This window comes from Ilumatobacter coccineus YM16-304, from assembly GCF_000348785.1.
Classification (GTDB): Bacteria; Actinomycetota; Acidimicrobiia; order Acidimicrobiales; family Ilumatobacteraceae; genus Ilumatobacter_A; species Ilumatobacter_A coccineus.
On record NC_020520.1, the window covers coordinates 4356091 to 4372568 of the forward strand.

A 16478-nucleotide genomic window follows, 5' to 3' on the forward strand; every position below is an offset into this window, starting at 1 on the left:
TCTCAGCTCGCTGAGGCGCCGCAAGATCATCCGAACCAGCAAAGCTGAGCCGGGATCACGGTTTTCCTTCTCGCAAGGAAACCGGCGGCGACGTTCTCAGCTCGCTGAGGCGCCGCAAGATCTTCCGAGGTCAAGGAAGCATGAGGCCGAGTTGGCTTCGGCCAACGAGCGCTGAGGGCTGACGCAGAGATCGGGAGATCTGGCAAGCCTCAGCTGATGAGGGTGATGTTGCGCATGTAGGGGTGCAACACCTCGGGCACGGTGACGCTGCCGTCGTCGTTCCGGTAGTTCTCGATGATCGCGGCCCACACGCGCGGCACGGCGAGGGCCGACCCGTTGAGGGTGTGCGCGTACTCGGTGCCCTTGATCGGCTTGCCGTCGGCATCGTGGCGCTTCACGCGGATGCCGGCGCGGCGAGCCTGGTAGTCGCCGAGCCAGCTGACCGACGACACCTCGAGCCAGGCGTCGGCGCCCGGCGCGTAGACCTCGACGTCGTAGGTGCGGTGATGGCTCTGGCCCATGTCGCCGGTGCAGATCTCGATCACCCGGTAGGGCAGTTCGAGTTCGGCCATGGCGCGTTCGGCGCGGGCGACCATGTCGTCGAGCAGGTCGGGGGCCTGGTCGGCGGTGGCGTACGCCATCATCTCGACCTTGTCGAACTCGTGGCTGCGGAGCATGCCGCGGGTGTCGCGTCCGGCCGAACCCGCCTCGCGACGGTACGACGCGCTGTGCGCCATGAGTCGAATGGGAAGCTCGGTGTCGTCGAGCGTCTCGTGGGCGTAGATCGAGGTGAGCGGAGCTTCGGCGGTGGGGCTCGCCCACAGGTCGTCGCGCTCGATCGCGTAGGCGTCGTCGGCGAATTTGGGGAGCTGGCCGGTGGCGGTGAGAGTCGCGGTGCTCACCAACGATGGTGCCCGCACCTCTTCGTGGACGTCGGCGTTGAGGTCGAGTCCGTATTGGCACAGCGCCCGAGCGAGGGTCGCTCCGGCACCGCGCTGCATCGTGAACATGGCGCCGGAGATCTTGGTGGCCCGCTCGTTGTCGAGGATGCCGAGCGCGTCGGCGGTCTCCCAGTGCGGCACGCGCTGGTGCGCCGGGTAGTCGTCGCGGAGGTTGATCGGACCGATGACTACCGGGTTGTCGGCGTCGCTCGCACCGTCGGGTGCGTCGGGGTGGGGCAGGTTGGGGATGCCGAGCAGCAGTTCGTCGAGCGCGGCCGACACCTCGTCGTGCTCGGAGGCGAGCGTCTTCTCGGAGGCGCCGAGCTCGCGGCTCTGCGCTTGGAGTGCTTCGGCCTCGTCGATCTTGCCGTCACGTCGGAGCATGCCGACGTCTTTCGACACGGCGTTCACACGGGCTCGGATGTCGTCACGCTCGCGTTGGATGTCGAGGAGGCGCTCGTCGAGGCGAGCGGCGTGCTCGACGTCGTCGATCAACTTGGGCGACGAGCGACGCGCGAGCGCGGTGCGCACTCCATCGAGGTCGGTTCGAAGCAGGCGTTGATCGATCACGGCGCCTCACGCTATCTGCGACGCGGGCAGCCGTTCTGCCGCGTTTCGATGCGACGTCAGTGCTCGGCGGGCGGGCGACTGCCGGCGAATGCCTGCTCGACGTCGGCCGTGGTGAGCGGCTCGTCGTCGATGCCGGTCGTGACGATCTCGTCGTCGGGAATCGCGCCGGTGCCGCGGCGGTAGTTGTGCTCGCCGGCGTATCCGGCGGCGAACCGCTTGAAGAAGATGTAGATGACGATGGTCCAGAGGAACACGCCACCGGCGGTCTTCATGATGGCGCCGGCGAGTTGCTGGTCGATCTCGACGCTCCAGCCGAACACGCGGATCGGGATGTCGTAGCTCTTGTACACGGCGCCTTCGGCGAAGGTGAGCCACGCTGCGGGCACGGTGGGCACGACCGACTGGAGGAAGAGGTAGATGCACTTGCCGAGTGGGCCGATGCGCAGTTCGGGCAGCGGGCCGCACACCGGCGCCCACATCAGCAGCGACAGCATCACGACGGCGAAGTGGAGCGAGTAGTGCAGCGGGCCCGACTCGACCGAGGCCGTGACCATGCCCGGGATGTGCGTGACCATGACGATCAGGTTGAACAGCACACCGGCGATGACGGGCATCGCGAGGAATCGGACGGCGCGGTAGAGCCTGCCGTCACCGATGAGCACGCGGGCCAGCCACGTGGGTGTGGCCAACAGCACGAGCGGCGGCATGAAGTAGCTCAGGATCATGTGCTGCAACATGTGGGCGGAGTAGAGGTACTCCTCCGAGATGTCGTGCATCGGCCAGTCGGAGGCGATCCAGAGCATGAACATGGCGCCACCGAACGCCATCTTGTTCTTCTTGGTGACGGCGGGCTGGCCGGCGGCGACCGCCTTCGGGCCGATGACCTTGACCATGTAGATGTATGCGCCCGTGAGAAACGCCACGAGCACCCAGACCTCGAGGTGGAACTGGTACCTCCACGGGGCCGAGTTCACGATCTCTTGAGCGAGCACGGGATCAGCTTACGAGAGCGGACCGTTCGTGTCGCCCCGAGGCGGCGTGACACCCGCCCGGCGCAGCGCCCAGAAACGACACGACCTGGTTGTTTCCATCCGGGATGGAAACAACCAGGTCGTGCGTCAGATCGATGGATCGCGGCGGCGCCGCCTCGGGCTCAGCTCTCGAAGAAGCGGAAGGTCATGAGCGCCGCCAGGTAGACGAACAGCGCCAGCAACAGGCCGGCGTAGAACATCCAGCTGAAGACACGGTTGTCGAACTTCAGGTGCATGAACATCCGCACGACGATCAGGAACTTGACCGCCATCATGCCGAGCAGCGCCGGCAGGAAGATCGGCCCGAGGTCGATGTAGCTCGCGGCCACTTCCAGCGCCGTGATGGCAGCGAGAATGAGGGCGATGATGGCGTAGCGCGCGTCGGTCGGATGATCGTGCGCGTGCTCGTCGTCGTGGGCGACGTGGTCGTCGGTTGCTTCAACAGTGGTCATGTGCCGTGCTCCTCAGATCAAGCCGGGATCAGGTAGACGAGCGTGAAGATGATGATCCACACGACGTCGACGAAGTGCCAATACAGACCGACCATCTCGATGGTCTCGGCCTTGTCGCCCGAGATCTTGCCCGTCGCCAGCATGCCCATCGTGGCGAGCAGCATCACGATGCCGATCGACACGTGCACGCCGTGGAAGCCGGTGAGCGTGTAGAAGCTCGAACCGAACAGGCTCTCGGTGTAGCCGAGACCCTCTCGGTAGAACGTGGTGAACTCGTAGATCTGACCGGCGACGAAGAGCCCGCCGAGGGTCGCGGTGACCGTGAGCCACAGCTTGGTGTTGCGGTCGTCTTTGCGGTTGGCGGCCGACACGGCCAGCACCATCGTGAGCGACGACATGAGCAGCACGAACGACGAGGCCGACGTGAAGGGGATGTCCCAGAGCTGATCGGGGCCGGGGCCGGTGCCCTGACGGTTGCGATACAGCATGTACGTCGAGATGAGGCCACCGAACAGGAGACACTCGGAGCCGAGGAACAGCCACATCGCCAACTTGGTGTTGGACAGGCCCATCGACGTGTGATGCGCTCCGTGCTCGCCGTCGTGGCCACCGTTGTGGTCGCCGGCATGCACGTCGTGCTCGTGGACGTCCTTGTCGTGATCCTTGACGATCTCGATGGCGTCTTTGACGGTCTCTTTCACGACATCAGACATTGGCCAGTTCCTTACTCGTTTCGTCACCGTCGACGGGCGGATCGAAGTCGCTGGGCTCGGCGTCGGCCGGCTCGAGCGCCCAACCGAACATCGCAGCGACGGCGATGGCCGCGCCGGCAAGGATCAGCCAGGTGGTGTAGATGACGCCGTAGGCCATGATCGGCAGCGCGAACGCGAGCACGAGCGGCCAGTACGACGGAGCGGGCAGGTGGATGTGCTTCTCGCCGAGACGTTCTTCTTCGGCGAGGAGGTCCTCGAGGGTGGCCCGCTGGACGTAGTCGTGTTCGCCGTTCTCGCCGACGTCTTCGTACTTGCGGTGGAAGACCTCGTCGATCGAGTGCACGGTCGGGATGCGGTCGAAGTTGTGATCCTTCGGCGGGCTGGCCGTGAGCCATTCGAGCGTGCGCGCATCCCACGGGTCGAGCGGAGCGGGCGGGTTCTTGCGGCTCACCCAGACGTTGATCAGGAACAGCAGCACGCCGACGGCGAGGATGAAGGTACCGATCGTGGAGACCAGGTTCCAGAAGCCCAGGTTGAAGAAGCCTTCACCGGCACGGTTCTCGGTCCAGACGTACATACGACGCGGCTGGCCCTGGAGGCCGATGATGTGCATCGGTCCGAACGCCAGGTTCATGCCGACGATCATCATCCAGAAGTTCCACTTGCCCCAGTTCTCGTTGAGGGCACGACCGAAGATCTTCGGCCACCAGTAGTAGAAGCCGGCGAAGAGGCCGAGCACACCGCCACCGAAGATCACGTAGTGGAAGTGAGCAACGATGTAGTAGGTGTCGGTCTGCTGCGTGTCGGACGGTGCGACGGCGTGGGTGACGCCCGAGAGACCGCCGATGGTGAACTCGACGATGAGGCCCATGGCGAAGAGCATCGCCGTGGTGAAGCGGAGCTTGCCGCCCCACATCGTGAGCGTCCAGTTGACGATCTTGACGCCGGTGGGCACCGCGATGGCCATCGTGGCCACCGAGAAGACGGCGACCGACACGGGGCCGAGGCCGGAGGCGAACATGTGGTGAGCCCACACGCCCCAGCCGACGAAGCCGATGGCGGCACCCGAGAAGACGACGAACGGGTAGCCGAAGAGCGGCTTCTTCGAGAACACGGGGAGCACTTCCGACACGATGCCGAAGGCCGGGAGCACGATGATGTACACCTCGGGGTGTCCGAAGATCCAGAAGAGGTGCTGCCACAGGAGCGGGTCGGCGCCTTCGGCGACCGAGAAGAACGTGGCGTCGTAGCTGCGCTGGAACATCAGCAGGAACAGTGCGACGGTGATGACCGGCATGGCGAAGAGCAGGAGGAACTGCGTGACCATCGCCATCCAGGTGAAGACCGGCATGCGCATGAGCGACATGCCCGGGGCCCGCATGTTGAGCACCGTCGTGATCAGGTTGATCGCACCGACGAGCGAGGCGATACCCGTGATCTGCAGACCCAGTGCCCAGAAGTCGACGCCGTTGCTCGGCGAGAACGGCACGTCGGAGTTCGGGGCGTACATGAACCAGCCACCGTCGGCGCCACCGCCGAGGATCCACGAGGTGTTCAGGAACAGACCACCCGCGACGAACAGCCAGAGGCTGAGTGCGTTGAGACGGGGGAAGGCGACGTCACGGGCGCCGATCTGCAGCGGAATGAAGTAGTTGGCGAACGCTGCCGCCATCGGCATCACGAACAAGAACACCATGGTGGTGGCGTGCATCGTGAACATCTGGTTGTACTTGTCGGCCGAGAGGATCGTGCCGTCGGGCTGCGCCAACTGCAGACGGATCAGGCTCGCCTCGATGCCACCCACGATGAAGAACACCATGGCGACCGCGCCGTACATGATGCCGATCTTCTTGTGGTCGACCGTGAAGGCCCACGAGCGCCAACCGGTCGTCTCGACCGGGCGGCGGAAGTAACCGTAGGAAGACGTCGCCGTGACCGGCGCGTCTTGGAAGGCGAGTGCGTCGCCCACGGGTCGTTCGATGATTGCCATGATTCAGCGGCTGCCTTTCACCATCGTGGTCGAGGAGTGAGTCATTGTCGTCATTTCCGCTCGAGCAGGTAGGCGAGCAGGTCGTCGATCTGATCCTCGCTGAGGGCGAGGTACGGCATGCCGCGGACGAGACCGTCGGTCTCTTCGAGCGACTCGGCGTCGGTGTACATCGGCTTCTTCACCGGGGCGTTGCGCAACCACTCGCGCATGTCGACCTCGTTGAAGAACTCGTCGGTGACGCCGGCGAGGTAGAGATCGCCGAACTCGTCGGGATCTGCTTCCCACACCACTTCACGCTGGCTCGGCGTGAGGAGGTCCCACGTGGCGCCGGCGAACGTGTTGCGGGTCATGAGGTTGGTGAGGTTCGGGGCCGCACCCGAGTAGACCTGCAGGTCGGGACGGGCGATGACCGGATCACCGTTGGAGTCGGTGAGGCCGTCGATCTGGTGGCAGCGTGCGCAGTTCGTGATGAACGCCTGCTCGCCTGCCAGCGCCTGCTCGCTGGTGGGCGACTCGTAGTCTTCGAGCTGGTTGGCCTTCCACGCTTCGAAGTCGTCGGCGTCGAGCGCCACGACTTCCATCCGCATGTTGGCGTGCGACAGACCGCAGAACTCGGCGCACTGACCGGCGTAGATGCCGGGCTCGTCGGCTTCCATGCGCAACGTGTGCACACGGCCCGGGACCATGTCACGCTTGCCGTTGAGCTTCGGGATCCAGAAGGAGTGGATGACGTCACGGCTGGTGCCACGGATGAGCACCTTCGTGCCGGTCGGGATGACCATCTGTCCGGAGGTGATGATCGGCGACTCGATGCCACCGCAACCGTCTTGGACCGGGTAGTCCATCTCCCACCACCACTGCTGGCCGGTGACGTTGACGATGCACTCGGTGTCGGCGGTCTCGTTGAGGTCCATCAGCGTCGCGACCGACGGGATGGCGACGCCGGCGAGGATGAGCGCCGGGAGGATGGTGAGCGCGATCTCGAGCTTCGGGTTGCCGTGCGTCTGCTCGGGAACCGGCTGACCACGATCGCGGAAGCGCCAGGTGACGAACGCGACGACCGACAGCACGATGACGAGGACGATGCCGGCGATGTAGAACACCGGACGCTGGAGATCGTCGATCTTCTGGGCGTTGGGCCCTTCGGGTGCGAACGTGTCTTGCGGTGCGTTCTTCGCACAACCGGCGACCAGGAGCCCGAGGGCTGCCACCGCACCGATCCGCGCCGAGCGGAACCTACGAGTCGATTGAGCCACGTTGTTCACGCTAGTTCCAGTCTCCGTTTCGCGCATTCTCGTTCCCAAGTGATTCTCCCGCCGGTCGTCACAGCTCATGACACGATCAGTTCGAGCTTGGCGGTGTCGACGCCCGGCACGAAGAACCAGAAGCCGTCTTCGTCAGCAGGCCCGTTCGCGTTGGGCTCGGTGGCCGAGATGCTCGGAGCGCCGACCGTGACGGTGATGAGCTGTGCGGCGCCCTCTTCGATGAGCGTGGTGCAGATCAGGTGCGGCTGCAGTTCGCCGTCTTCGTTCTCCTCGGTGCCGAGGTCGAGCGACAGGCGACGGTGCTCGCTGCTCTCGTTGCGGAAGATGATGTTGGTCGGGTTCGACCGCGGGATCGCCATGCCGGTCGCGCCGACTTCGATCGGGCCGGGCACGTCGAATGCCAGCGTGCCGTCGGCCTGCAGGATGACCTGGTAGGCACCCGACTTCGACGCCACCGTCTGGCTGGCGTCTTCGTCTGCTTCGGGGAACTCCTCGGGGCTCTCGCAGATGAGTTCGGCCGGGTGTTCGCCTTCTTCGGCGCCGTGGGCGTACTCGTCGGGGTGAGCGAGTGCCTCTTCCATCCAGATGGCGGTGGTCTCGAATTCGGGGATCTGACGCTCGCCGTCGAGTCCGGCGGCCGAACCGGCGACGACGACAGCGACCGCGCCGATCGCCATGGTGCCGCCGATGGCACCCGACTTGATCGTGGGACGGAAGGCAAACGCACATCCGACGGCGAGGACGATGGCGGCGAGCACGGCGAACGCCACGATCGTGTTGGTCTTCGACAGCCAGAGCATGACGCGGCTGAAGGCGTAGACGACGACGCCGATGGCGACCGCACCGCCGACGGGGTACTCGAGCGGGTTCGAGAAGCGACTGCGAACCGCCGAGTTGTGCGCCGGGTCGGACGATGCCCGATCGGACCACGCTTGGATCGCCCATTCGGCGCCCATGACGAGCAGCAGGGCGAGGCCGATGACGACGATCGACTGGTAGCTGACGAGCCCGACGACGATCACGACGGCGGCGAACGCGAAGCCGAGCGGCCAAGCGCTCGCACTCGGTGCGCCCTGCGCCGCGGCGGAGGTCTCGGCCGGTGCTTCGTCGTCGATGAAGACGTTGGAGTCACGGACGAGCACGTTGAGCGTGGCGAGGGCGATCAGGACGACCGCGGCCGACACGAGCCCGATGGTGCCCATGACACCGTCTTGCATCACGCCGTACACGACGGCGGCGATGGTCGCGAACGCTGCGGACCCGATGAGGAATTTTGAACCGGTGGTGATCATTGGTTGGTCAAGCTCACTTAACGACGTAGACGACGAACCAGATCGCCGAGAACACGGCGGCCAGGGCGTACCAGAAGATGGCGTGGGCGGTCAGGATTTCGCGGTCGCCGATGCGACCGCCGATGAGGCGGAATGCAGCGACCAGGGAGAAGGCGATGCCGGCGATCATCATCGCCATGAAGGTGCCGGTGACGGCGAAGAACATCGAGCCGTAGGCACCGTCGGTGACGCTGAGTTCGATCTGGCTGTAGATGTAGGCCTGAGCGTTGACGATCAGCACGGCGACGAACGCCGTGGCGCCGAGAGCGAACACCGTGTTGGCCCGGTCGTTGCGCTTCGCTGCCCACACCGCCCACTGGGCGAAGCTGCACACCGCGATGAAGGCGATGAGCATCACGTTGGCGGGCACCTCGGGGATGGTGACGCTGCTGGGCAGCCACGCACCGTCGGTGTCGATGGCCTGACGACGCTGGAGCGCCCAGACGCCGAGCATGCCGCCGGTGAGCATCAAGGTCGCCATCGACGCCAGCGTGGCGCCGACGATCATCTGATTGCGAGGGGCCGGTGCGGGACCGGCGGTCAGCGCTTCCATCACACGCTCTCCTTTGCGTTGGCCTGCTTCTTGTCGAGCAGCGGCTCGGCCGAGGTGATCATCGGAACGTCGGCGAAGTTGTTGGTCGGGGCCGGCGACGTGGTCGCCCACTCGATCGTGTGTCCGTCGAACGGATCGTCGCCCGGACCCTCGTCGGTGTCGTCAGCGCCGAGCACCGTCTTGGCGAGGAGGCCGGCGAAGGCCAACACCGAGAGAGCGACGAGCGCGTGGCCGACGAGCACGAGGATGTTCCAGATCTGCAGATCGCTGTCGGAGTAGCCGAGGCCGCTCGGCTGGTCGAGGAAACCGGCGATGTAGTGCGGGAGGCTCGCGAGCACCGTGCCGGCGACGCCGAGCAGTGCGAGCGGGGCGACCAGCTTCATGTCGAGCGTGCGGCCCCAGAGCTTCGGTGCCCAGTGGACGAGGCCACCCATGACGCCGAGGGCGGTGCCGTAGACGACGTAGACGAGCGACGCTTCGTTGAACACCGTGCCGGCCAGATCGAGGTCGGTGAGCGGCTCGAGCGCCGAGCCGTGCATGCCGACGAGGATCATCCCGTAGCCGAAGAAGGCGAAGACGAAGCCGGCGCCGATGTTCGGGCGGATGGTGTCGCCGTTCTCGTCCTTCGACGGCTTGGCGAGGAACAGCGCCATGAGGACGAGGATGCCGGCGCCGAGGATCGGCAGACCGTGGAACATCGCCCACGGAAGGACGTCGTACAGCTTCTCCTTGACGTCTTCGCGACCGCCGAGGTACAGCTGCGAGCCGCGCCACGGAACGTCGAAGGCGAGCTGCTGGGTGACACCGGCGAGCGCCGACACACCGACGAGCGAGAGCCCGGCGAACACGATGCCACGCAGCGGCGTGCGCTTCTTGAACGTGGCGGGCAGCAGCTCGGCGAACACACCGAGCGCCGGGATGGCGACGAGGAACGTGGTCGGCTGCGTGAACATCCAGCCGGCCCAGGTGGTGATGCCGAAGTTGCCGTCGAAGGCTTCACGAGCACCGCTGCGGTGATCGACGAAGAGGTAGATGATGGTGCCGAACAGCACCGGCATGACGAGGACGAGCGAGAGGCCGAAGACCATCGTCGACCACGAGAAGAACGGGACGCGACGCATGGTCATGCCCGGCGCACGCGTGGTGAGGACGCTGGTGACGAGCGAGCCACCGACGGCTGCGAAGCCGATCGCCATGAGGCCGTGTGCTGCGAGGAACAGGTCGACCATGTCGGCGTCGCCGCCGCTGAAGCCGCCGTTGCCGGCGAGCGCCACGATCGAGAGCACCAGGCCGCCGAACCACATGTAGAAGCCGGACGCGACGAGCCGCGGGAACGCGATGGCTCGCGCTCCGAGCTGCAGCGGCATGACCGCGATGGCGAGACCGGCGGCGAGCGGCAGGGCCGCACCGAAGACGAGGCCGACGCGTTGGCTGCTGAGCAGCTGCGACCAGGCATCGACGTCGAGCGCCGCGTTGTCGCCGTCGACACGCTCGATCGCGATGAGGAGGTTGACCGCGATCGTCGCCAGCAGGCCCAAGAGGCCACCGCCGATGAACAAGCGACCGATCTTCTTGTGGTCTGTGGAGGTCAACCAATCGACGTCGGCAGCGAGGAGCCGCCCGATCGTGGACGACGACGCTGCGGTGTCGGGGCTGGAATCAATGGTGGTCATGTGGCGTTGGAACTCACTTGGCTGAGTGATTGCAATGGATAACGCTGGTCTGAAAATGCTCACGGCAGGGCCGCGGCGCAACGGCCCGAGACTACTTGCACAACCAGGGTTCAGCCGAAATGATCGTGGATTTCGTGCCACGCGCCACTGAACTATCGCGCAAGCCATCGTCTCGGGAACGGGACCGTCTCGGCATCGACACCGCATCGCCCCGGCAGCGACACGACGACAGTGCATGGCGCATCGTCACCGCGCGTGCCGCAACCAGCGGTCCGGGCGCTCGCGGAAGATCGATCGGCGGCGAGTCGTCGACTCGGTTCCCGACGTGACGCGAACGAGGCGTCAGGCCGAAGGCGACCCGGTTTCGGACGCCACGCGAATGCGGGGTCAGGAGATGCCGTGCTCGACGAAGACGTCGATCGTCATGGCACCGAACAGCAAGGTCACGTACGTGATGCTGTACCCGAACAGGCGCATGCTGGCTGCCGCCGTCGGGTTCTTGCCGAGCGCGACGGAGCCCCAGATGAACACGGCGCCGAGCACGAGCGCCGCGATCCCGTAGATGAGCCCGAGGCTCGCGACCGGCCAGAGCACGAGCGTGCTCACGACGAGCAGCACCGTGTACACCACCATCTGCTTCACCACGTCGGCCATCGGCGCCACGGCCGGCAACATCGGCACGTCGGCGGCGTTGTAGTCGTCGGCGTACTTGACGGCGAGCGCCCAGAAGTGCGGCGGCGTCCAGAGGAACATGGCGACGAACAACACCACGGGCTCCCACCCGAGCGAATCCTGCACGGCGGCCCATCCGACCAGCACCGGCACGGCACCGGCCGCGCCACCGATGACGATGTTCTGCTTGCTGGTGCGCTTGAGCCAGAGCGTGTAGATCCCGACGTAGAAGGCTGCGGCCGAGAACGCCAGCACTGCCGAGAGCAGGTTCGCTCCGGCCCACAGCACGGCGAAGGCGGCGATCTGGAGCGCGACGGCGAAGATCAGCGCGTTGCGCGGCTCGATGATGCCGGTGACGAGCGGGCGCCCCTGAGTGCGCTCCATCAGCGCGTCGATGTCTCGGTCGACGTACATGTTGACCGCGTTCGCTCCGCCGGCAGCGAGCGTGCCGCCGATCAGCGTGATGATCACGAGCCGAGCGGGCGGCCAACCCTGCTGCGCCAACACCATCGTCGGAATCGTGGTGATGAGCAGGAGCTCGATGATCCGCGGCTTCGTCAGCGCGATGTAGGCACCGAACACCGTGGTCGGAGTCCGCCGCGGCGCGTGGGCCGCAACGCCGCCCGGTGCGAGACGCGACGGGACGAGAGGGCGAGAGCCGACAGACATGACCGCCCCATCGTACGGGAGGTTGACGGCCAGTCGTACGCCCAGCACCGACTTCCTACAAACGTCACCCCCACGCCCCCGTTCTGCCCCTCCGATCCGTCACGAATGACGTCGTCCCGCAACAGAACCGAACACGCGCACACCACCACACGTTTTGCCCCGCACATCCGTCACGGATGACGGATCGGAGGGGCAAAACTGAAATCGCGACGGGTTCGATCGGTCGGGCGGTCAGGCGGTGGCGGGGGTGCGCATCTCGCGCTGGATCCAGTCGTCGAGGACCGGACCGGACTCGAAACTCGTGATCAACGCGTAGCGCGGCGCATCGCCGTTGTGGACCACCACGTGCCAGAGACGCTGCGTGTCGACCACGAACCGCGCGCCCTTGTGCAACGGCACCCGGACCTCGGTCGCCGGATCGGGCAGACCGTTCTCGTCGTTGTCCATCAGGATCATGTAGCTGTCGGGATTGTCGGTGAGTTCCACCCACGACCGCACGACCCACCCCTCGTCGTCGGGGTTGAACCGGTTGTTGTCGTCACGGTGCAGGCTGCGGATCGCCGCCTCGCGGTCCTGCGGTTCGAGCTTGATCGTGCGCACACGACCGAAGTTCGCGCCCACCCCCTCGACGTAGTTCTTGATCGACGGGGCGACCTCGGCGTTCGACGTCCACTCCGCGTCCTTGTCGGTCTTGCCCTTGTCCCAGAACCCACGACAATCGAGCTCACCGTCGGCCGTCGCGATCGGCGCGAAGTTCGTGTCGCCACCCGACTTCCAATCCATGTACTCGAGCGCAAGAAATTCCGACTCCGGACACTCGAAATCCGCATCGTTCAACACCACCACACCGGTCTCGGCAAGCACGTCGAGACGAGGATGCGGCGTGTCGAGCGGGATCTTCACGCTCCAGTGGTCGGCGTTCGGCCAGAAGGCTCCGTCGGTCATGTTTCGATTCTATGAAGGAACACGACACCGCACAGGGCCATTGGTCACGATCCAACTGATGGCCGCTCGCGGCCAGGCCTGTTGGCGGCTCACCGCACACTCACTGCCGCAACGCTTCATCGCCGTCTGCACGTCAACTGGTGTCTGACACCGGATGATGCGGCGGCTATTCGGGGAGGGTGGTGGTGACTTCGGGGAGTTCGGTGATGAGGACGACGTCGGTCGGGATCTGGATGATCAGGCCGGCCGGGACGTTGTCGGGATTCTCGATGTTGTTCAGATCGATGATCGACTGCAACGGCACCTCGAACGCCAACGCGATCTGACCAAGTCCCTCTCCCGGCTTGATCTCGTAGAACTCGACCTTGCCCTCGTTCGGGTCGGTGACGACCGGGACGGTGGACGAGGTGGTGGTGACCAGTGGCGGCAACGTCTCGCGCGACGCTTCGTCGGTCGTGCCGCAACCGACAGCGGCGACACCCAGCACACCGGCGAGCAGCAGAGGGCCGATGGCGACGCGTGCGAAGCTCGGGGACGGTGATGTCATCACGCCCCGATGATAGGTGGCACAGGTGATACGTCACATTCATCGGATCGGCCTGAAGACGCGAACGTGCCGGAGGGTACGGTCGACGCGGTGACGACCGAAACACCAGCCGACTCGATCGAGCTCGACGAGCACGGCGAATCACCGTTCCCCGAGGCTCGTCGGCCCGACCGGCAATGGCAACTCGACGCCAACGGTCTGAGCATCGCCGTGCACGAATGGGGCGACCCCGAGGCCCCGCCGCTGATGATGATGCACGGCGGCTTCGACTTCGCCCGCACCTTCGACGTGTTCGCACCCAAACTCGCCGCCGGCGGCTGGCGCGTCGTGTGCTGGGACCAGCGCGGGCACGGCAGCAGCGAACACGCCGAGATGTACTCGTGGGACGGCGACATGCGCGACACGCTGGCGCTCTTCGACCACGTTGCACCCGGCCGGGCCATCCCCGTCATCGGGCACTCCAAGGGCGGTGCGCTCATGACGCAGCTCGCCGATGCGCAGCCGCACCGCTTCCGCTGTCTCGTCAACATGGACGGCATCCCGTACAAGCGCAACATCCCCGACGTCGCTGAACACGAGCGCACCACCATGCTCGCCAACGACCTTGCCGGATGGCTCGACCACCGCCGCAAGACCGCCACGAATTCACGACGGCCCGGCACCCTCGACGAACTCGCGAAACGACGCGGCAAGATGAACCCGCGACTCCCCCACGAGTGGCTCCGGCGGCTCGTCACCACCGGCGGGTACCTGTCCGACGACGGCTGGCGATGGCGAATCGACCCGTCGATGCGCTTCGGCGGATTCGGACCCTGGCGACCCGAATGGACGCTGATGCGCCTGCCCGGGCTCCCGATGCCCTTCCTCGGCATCCTCGGCGCACAGATGGAGGAGATGGGCTGGGGCACGCCACCACCCAAGGTGATGCCGTACATGCCGATGGACGGTCGCTGCGAGATCCTCGACGACGTCGGACACTTCGTCCACATCGAGCAACCCGACCGGGTCAGCGAGATGGTCCTCGACTTCATCGGAGCACCGTCGTGAACGAGATCGCCTGGCTGCGCCACAACAAGATCGACCTCGCCCTCCACCTGCTGCGCGTCGTCGACGATCCCGACACGCACCCGCTGCTGCTCCTCCACGGCCTCGGCGACTCGTCGCCGACCGAGGTGCCGCACTGGGCCGAGGCGTGGCCCGGCACGGTCGCCGCGCTCGACTTCACCGGACACGGCCAGTCGACCGTCCCGCGTAGCGGCGGCTACTCCCCCGAAGTGCTGATGGCCGACGCCGACCATGCGCTCGCCCACCTCACCGACGGAGATCCGGAGCGCAAGATCACCGTGCTCGGACGAGGACTCGGCGCCTACATCGCGCTGCAACTCGCCGGAGCGCGTGCCACGCAGGTGCGCGGCGCGATCCTCACCGACGGACCTGGCCTCGCCGGCGGACCGACCGGCCCGAGCTCGCAGAGCTTCTTCGCGCTGCCGACCAACGGCATCGCTCCCGACCCGTACGCGCTGGTCGAACTCGGTCGCGACCTGCGCCCCGGCGACTACGCCATGTCGTTCGTGCGGCTCGCCAACCAGGGCTCCGGACTGTCGGCACCGATCACGGTGTCGAGCATCTTCCGTCCCAAGTGGTTGGCGGCGGTCAGCGACCAGCCAGGTGTCGTCGAGTCGACGATCGCCGAAGCGCTCGCGCTGTACGCCTGATCGTTCGCCGTGTCGCCGCGGGACGTCGCCGACCCGCAGCTCACCAGCCGCGGCTCACCGGGCGCGCGAGGCCAAGTAGTCGCGGGCAGCGGCGCGTGCCTCGGGGTCGCGGAGCGCCGCGCCGAGCAGGTCGGCGTCGGCCCACGCACCCACGGTCGACGCCACGTTCTCGAGCGCTTCGTTGACCTGTCGCTTGGTGGCGGCCACGACCGACGGCGCCTTGCCCGCGATCTGAGCGGCCAACTCCTCCACCGTCCCCGTCAACTCGTCGAGGGGAACCACCCGGTTGACGAATCCGATCGATCGGGCTTCCTCCGCGTCGAACGGCCGACAGGTGAGCACGAGTTCGCGGGCGATCGCCGGAGGGATTTCGCGTACGAGGCGCGGGATACCGCCCCAGGCCAGCGGGATGCCGAGGTCGACCTCGGGGATCGAGAACACCGTGTCGTCGGCGGCGATCCGCAGGTCGCACACACCGGCGAGCACGACGCCACCACCCACGCAGGGGCCCTTGATCGCGGCGATCGACAGTGCGGTCATCCGCTCCATCGCTTCGGCCATGCGCCGCCCGAGGTCGGCCTGGTCACGTCCCGACATCGCGTCACCGCCTGCGTCGCTGCTCGACGCGAACTCGCGGAGGTCGAAGCCCGACGAGAAGCCGCGCCCCTCCCCGCTCACGATCACCACCGAGGCGTCGGTCGTGTCGAACCAGGCGGCGGCTGCGGCGATCTCGGCGAGCGGGACCGTGCCGAGCGGGTTGAGCTTGTCGGGTTGAGCGAGGGTCAGACGCCCGATCCGTCCGTCGACCTCGGCTCGCAATGTGGTGAATTCGGGCATGACGCGATCGTGTCACGCTCGTCGAGGGCCGCCAGAATCCGACGGAGCGTCAGGCACCGCCTCCCCCACCTCGGATAGCGTCGACGGCATGACCTGGTCGGCACTCGCGCTCGCCGTCGTGGCGTTCGTCGCGATGGAGCCGCTGACCGCCGCGACCCATCGTTGGGTGATGCACGGCGTCGGCGAGTTCCTGCACCGGAGCCACCACCGGCCCCGGGTGTCGCGGTTCGAACGCAACGACTGGTACCCGGTCGTGTTCGCGGCGATCGTCAACATCGGGTTCTTCGTCGGTTTCAACGTCGACGGCTTCGCTGCGCTCGTGCCCGTCGGCATCGGCATCACGGCATACGGCGCGGCGTACGCGCTGGTGCACGACGGATACATCCATCGTCGTGTCGGCTGGTTCGACGGCCGCCAGATCGCCGTGTTCGATCGACTCGCCGACGCGCATCGGATCCACCACCTCTACAACGCAGCGCCCTACGGGATGCTCGTGCCGATCGTGCCGAGCGAACTCCGCACGCGGGCCGGACGCACCGACCGCAACCCACTCGCCGTCTGAGCCGGCTCGCTA

General features: G+C 66.3%; 16 protein-coding genes. 3 read left to right on the forward strand and 13 right to left on the reverse strand.

Annotated features, from left to right (window positions below):
- Positions 1–209 precede the first annotated feature (209 nt).
- From serS to YM304_RS19405, 12 genes are all read right to left on the reverse strand, one after another.
- Positions 210–1511, reverse strand: coding sequence for a serine--tRNA ligase (gene serS / locus YM304_RS19345; protein WP_015443424.1), 1302 nt, complete (start codon positions 1509–1511; stop codon positions 210–212).
- Between the two features lie 56 nt (positions 1512–1567).
- On the reverse strand, positions 1568–2503 hold the full coding sequence (locus YM304_RS19350) for a cytochrome c oxidase assembly protein (RefSeq protein ID WP_015443425.1): 936 nt from the start codon (positions 2501–2503) through the stop codon (positions 1568–1570).
- 161 nt (positions 2504–2664) lie between these two features.
- Positions 2665–2994, reverse strand: coding sequence for a cytochrome C oxidase subunit IV family protein (locus YM304_RS23195; protein WP_015443426.1), 330 nt, complete (start codon positions 2992–2994; stop codon positions 2665–2667).
- 17 nt (positions 2995–3011) lie between these two features.
- Positions 3012–3707 carry a cytochrome c oxidase subunit 3 gene (locus YM304_RS19360; RefSeq protein ID WP_154723560.1) on the reverse strand — a complete coding sequence of 232 codons (696 nt, stop codon included), beginning with the start codon at positions 3705–3707 and terminating at the stop codon, positions 3012–3014.
- A complete protein-coding gene (ctaD, locus tag YM304_RS19365; RefSeq protein ID WP_154723561.1) occupies positions 3700–5697 on the reverse strand; it encodes a cytochrome c oxidase subunit I in 1998 nt (665 codons plus the stop codon). Before ctaD ends, YM304_RS19360 begins: the two co-directional genes overlap by 8 nt.
- Positions 5698–5747: 50 nt before the next feature.
- On the reverse strand, positions 5748–6953 hold the full coding sequence (gene coxB, locus YM304_RS19370; RefSeq protein WP_162142120.1) for a cytochrome c oxidase subunit II: 1206 nt from the start codon (positions 6951–6953) through the stop codon (positions 5748–5750).
- A gap of 74 nt (positions 6954–7027) precedes the next feature.
- A complete protein-coding gene (locus YM304_RS19375; RefSeq protein WP_015443430.1) occupies positions 7028–8254 on the reverse strand; it encodes a cytochrome c oxidase subunit 4 in 1227 nt (408 codons plus the stop codon).
- Between the two features lie 13 nt (positions 8255–8267).
- Positions 8268–8846, reverse strand: a complete 579-nt coding sequence (locus YM304_RS19380; protein WP_015443431.1) for a cytochrome c oxidase subunit 3 — start codon at positions 8844–8846, stop codon at positions 8268–8270.
- A complete protein-coding gene (locus YM304_RS19385) occupies positions 8846–10519 on the reverse strand; it encodes a cbb3-type cytochrome c oxidase subunit I (RefSeq protein WP_015443432.1) in 1674 nt (557 codons plus the stop codon). The genes YM304_RS19380 and YM304_RS19385 overlap by 1 nt, the downstream gene beginning before the upstream one ends.
- A gap of 387 nt (positions 10520–10906) precedes the next feature.
- Positions 10907–11860 carry a heme o synthase gene (locus YM304_RS19395; RefSeq protein WP_083908616.1) on the reverse strand — a complete coding sequence of 318 codons (954 nt, stop codon included), beginning with the start codon at positions 11858–11860 and terminating at the stop codon, positions 10907–10909.
- A 231-nt stretch (positions 11861–12091) separates the two neighbouring features.
- Positions 12092–12805 (reverse strand): hypothetical protein, encoded by a 714-nt coding sequence (locus YM304_RS19400; protein WP_015443434.1) that lies wholly within the window; start codon positions 12803–12805, stop codon positions 12092–12094.
- 166 nt (positions 12806–12971) lie between these two features.
- Positions 12972–13352, reverse strand: coding sequence for a LysM peptidoglycan-binding domain-containing protein (locus YM304_RS19405; RefSeq protein WP_041298454.1), 381 nt, complete (start codon positions 13350–13352; stop codon positions 12972–12974).
- 90 nt (positions 13353–13442) lie between these two features.
- On the opposite strand from YM304_RS19405, the gene YM304_RS19410 reads away from it, so the two are divergent.
- On the forward strand, positions 13443–14399 hold the full coding sequence (locus tag YM304_RS19410) for an alpha/beta fold hydrolase (RefSeq protein ID WP_015443436.1): 957 nt from the start codon (positions 13443–13445) through the stop codon (positions 14397–14399).
- On the forward strand, positions 14396–15067 hold the full coding sequence (locus YM304_RS23200) for an alpha/beta hydrolase (RefSeq protein WP_015443437.1): 672 nt from the start codon (positions 14396–14398) through the stop codon (positions 15065–15067). Before YM304_RS19410 ends, YM304_RS23200 begins: the two co-directional genes overlap by 4 nt.
- A 54-nt stretch (positions 15068–15121) precedes the next feature.
- On the opposite strand, the gene YM304_RS19420 is transcribed toward YM304_RS23200, so the two are convergent.
- Positions 15122–15904 (reverse strand): enoyl-CoA hydratase/isomerase family protein, encoded by a 783-nt coding sequence (locus YM304_RS19420; RefSeq protein ID WP_015443438.1) that lies wholly within the window; start codon positions 15902–15904, stop codon positions 15122–15124.
- An 88-nt stretch (positions 15905–15992) separates the two neighbouring features.
- Here YM304_RS19420 and YM304_RS19425 point away from each other — a divergent pair, with 88 nt between their 5' ends.
- A complete protein-coding gene (locus YM304_RS19425) occupies positions 15993–16466 on the forward strand; it encodes a sterol desaturase family protein (protein WP_015443439.1) in 474 nt (157 codons plus the stop codon).
- Positions 16467–16478 lie beyond the last annotated feature (12 nt).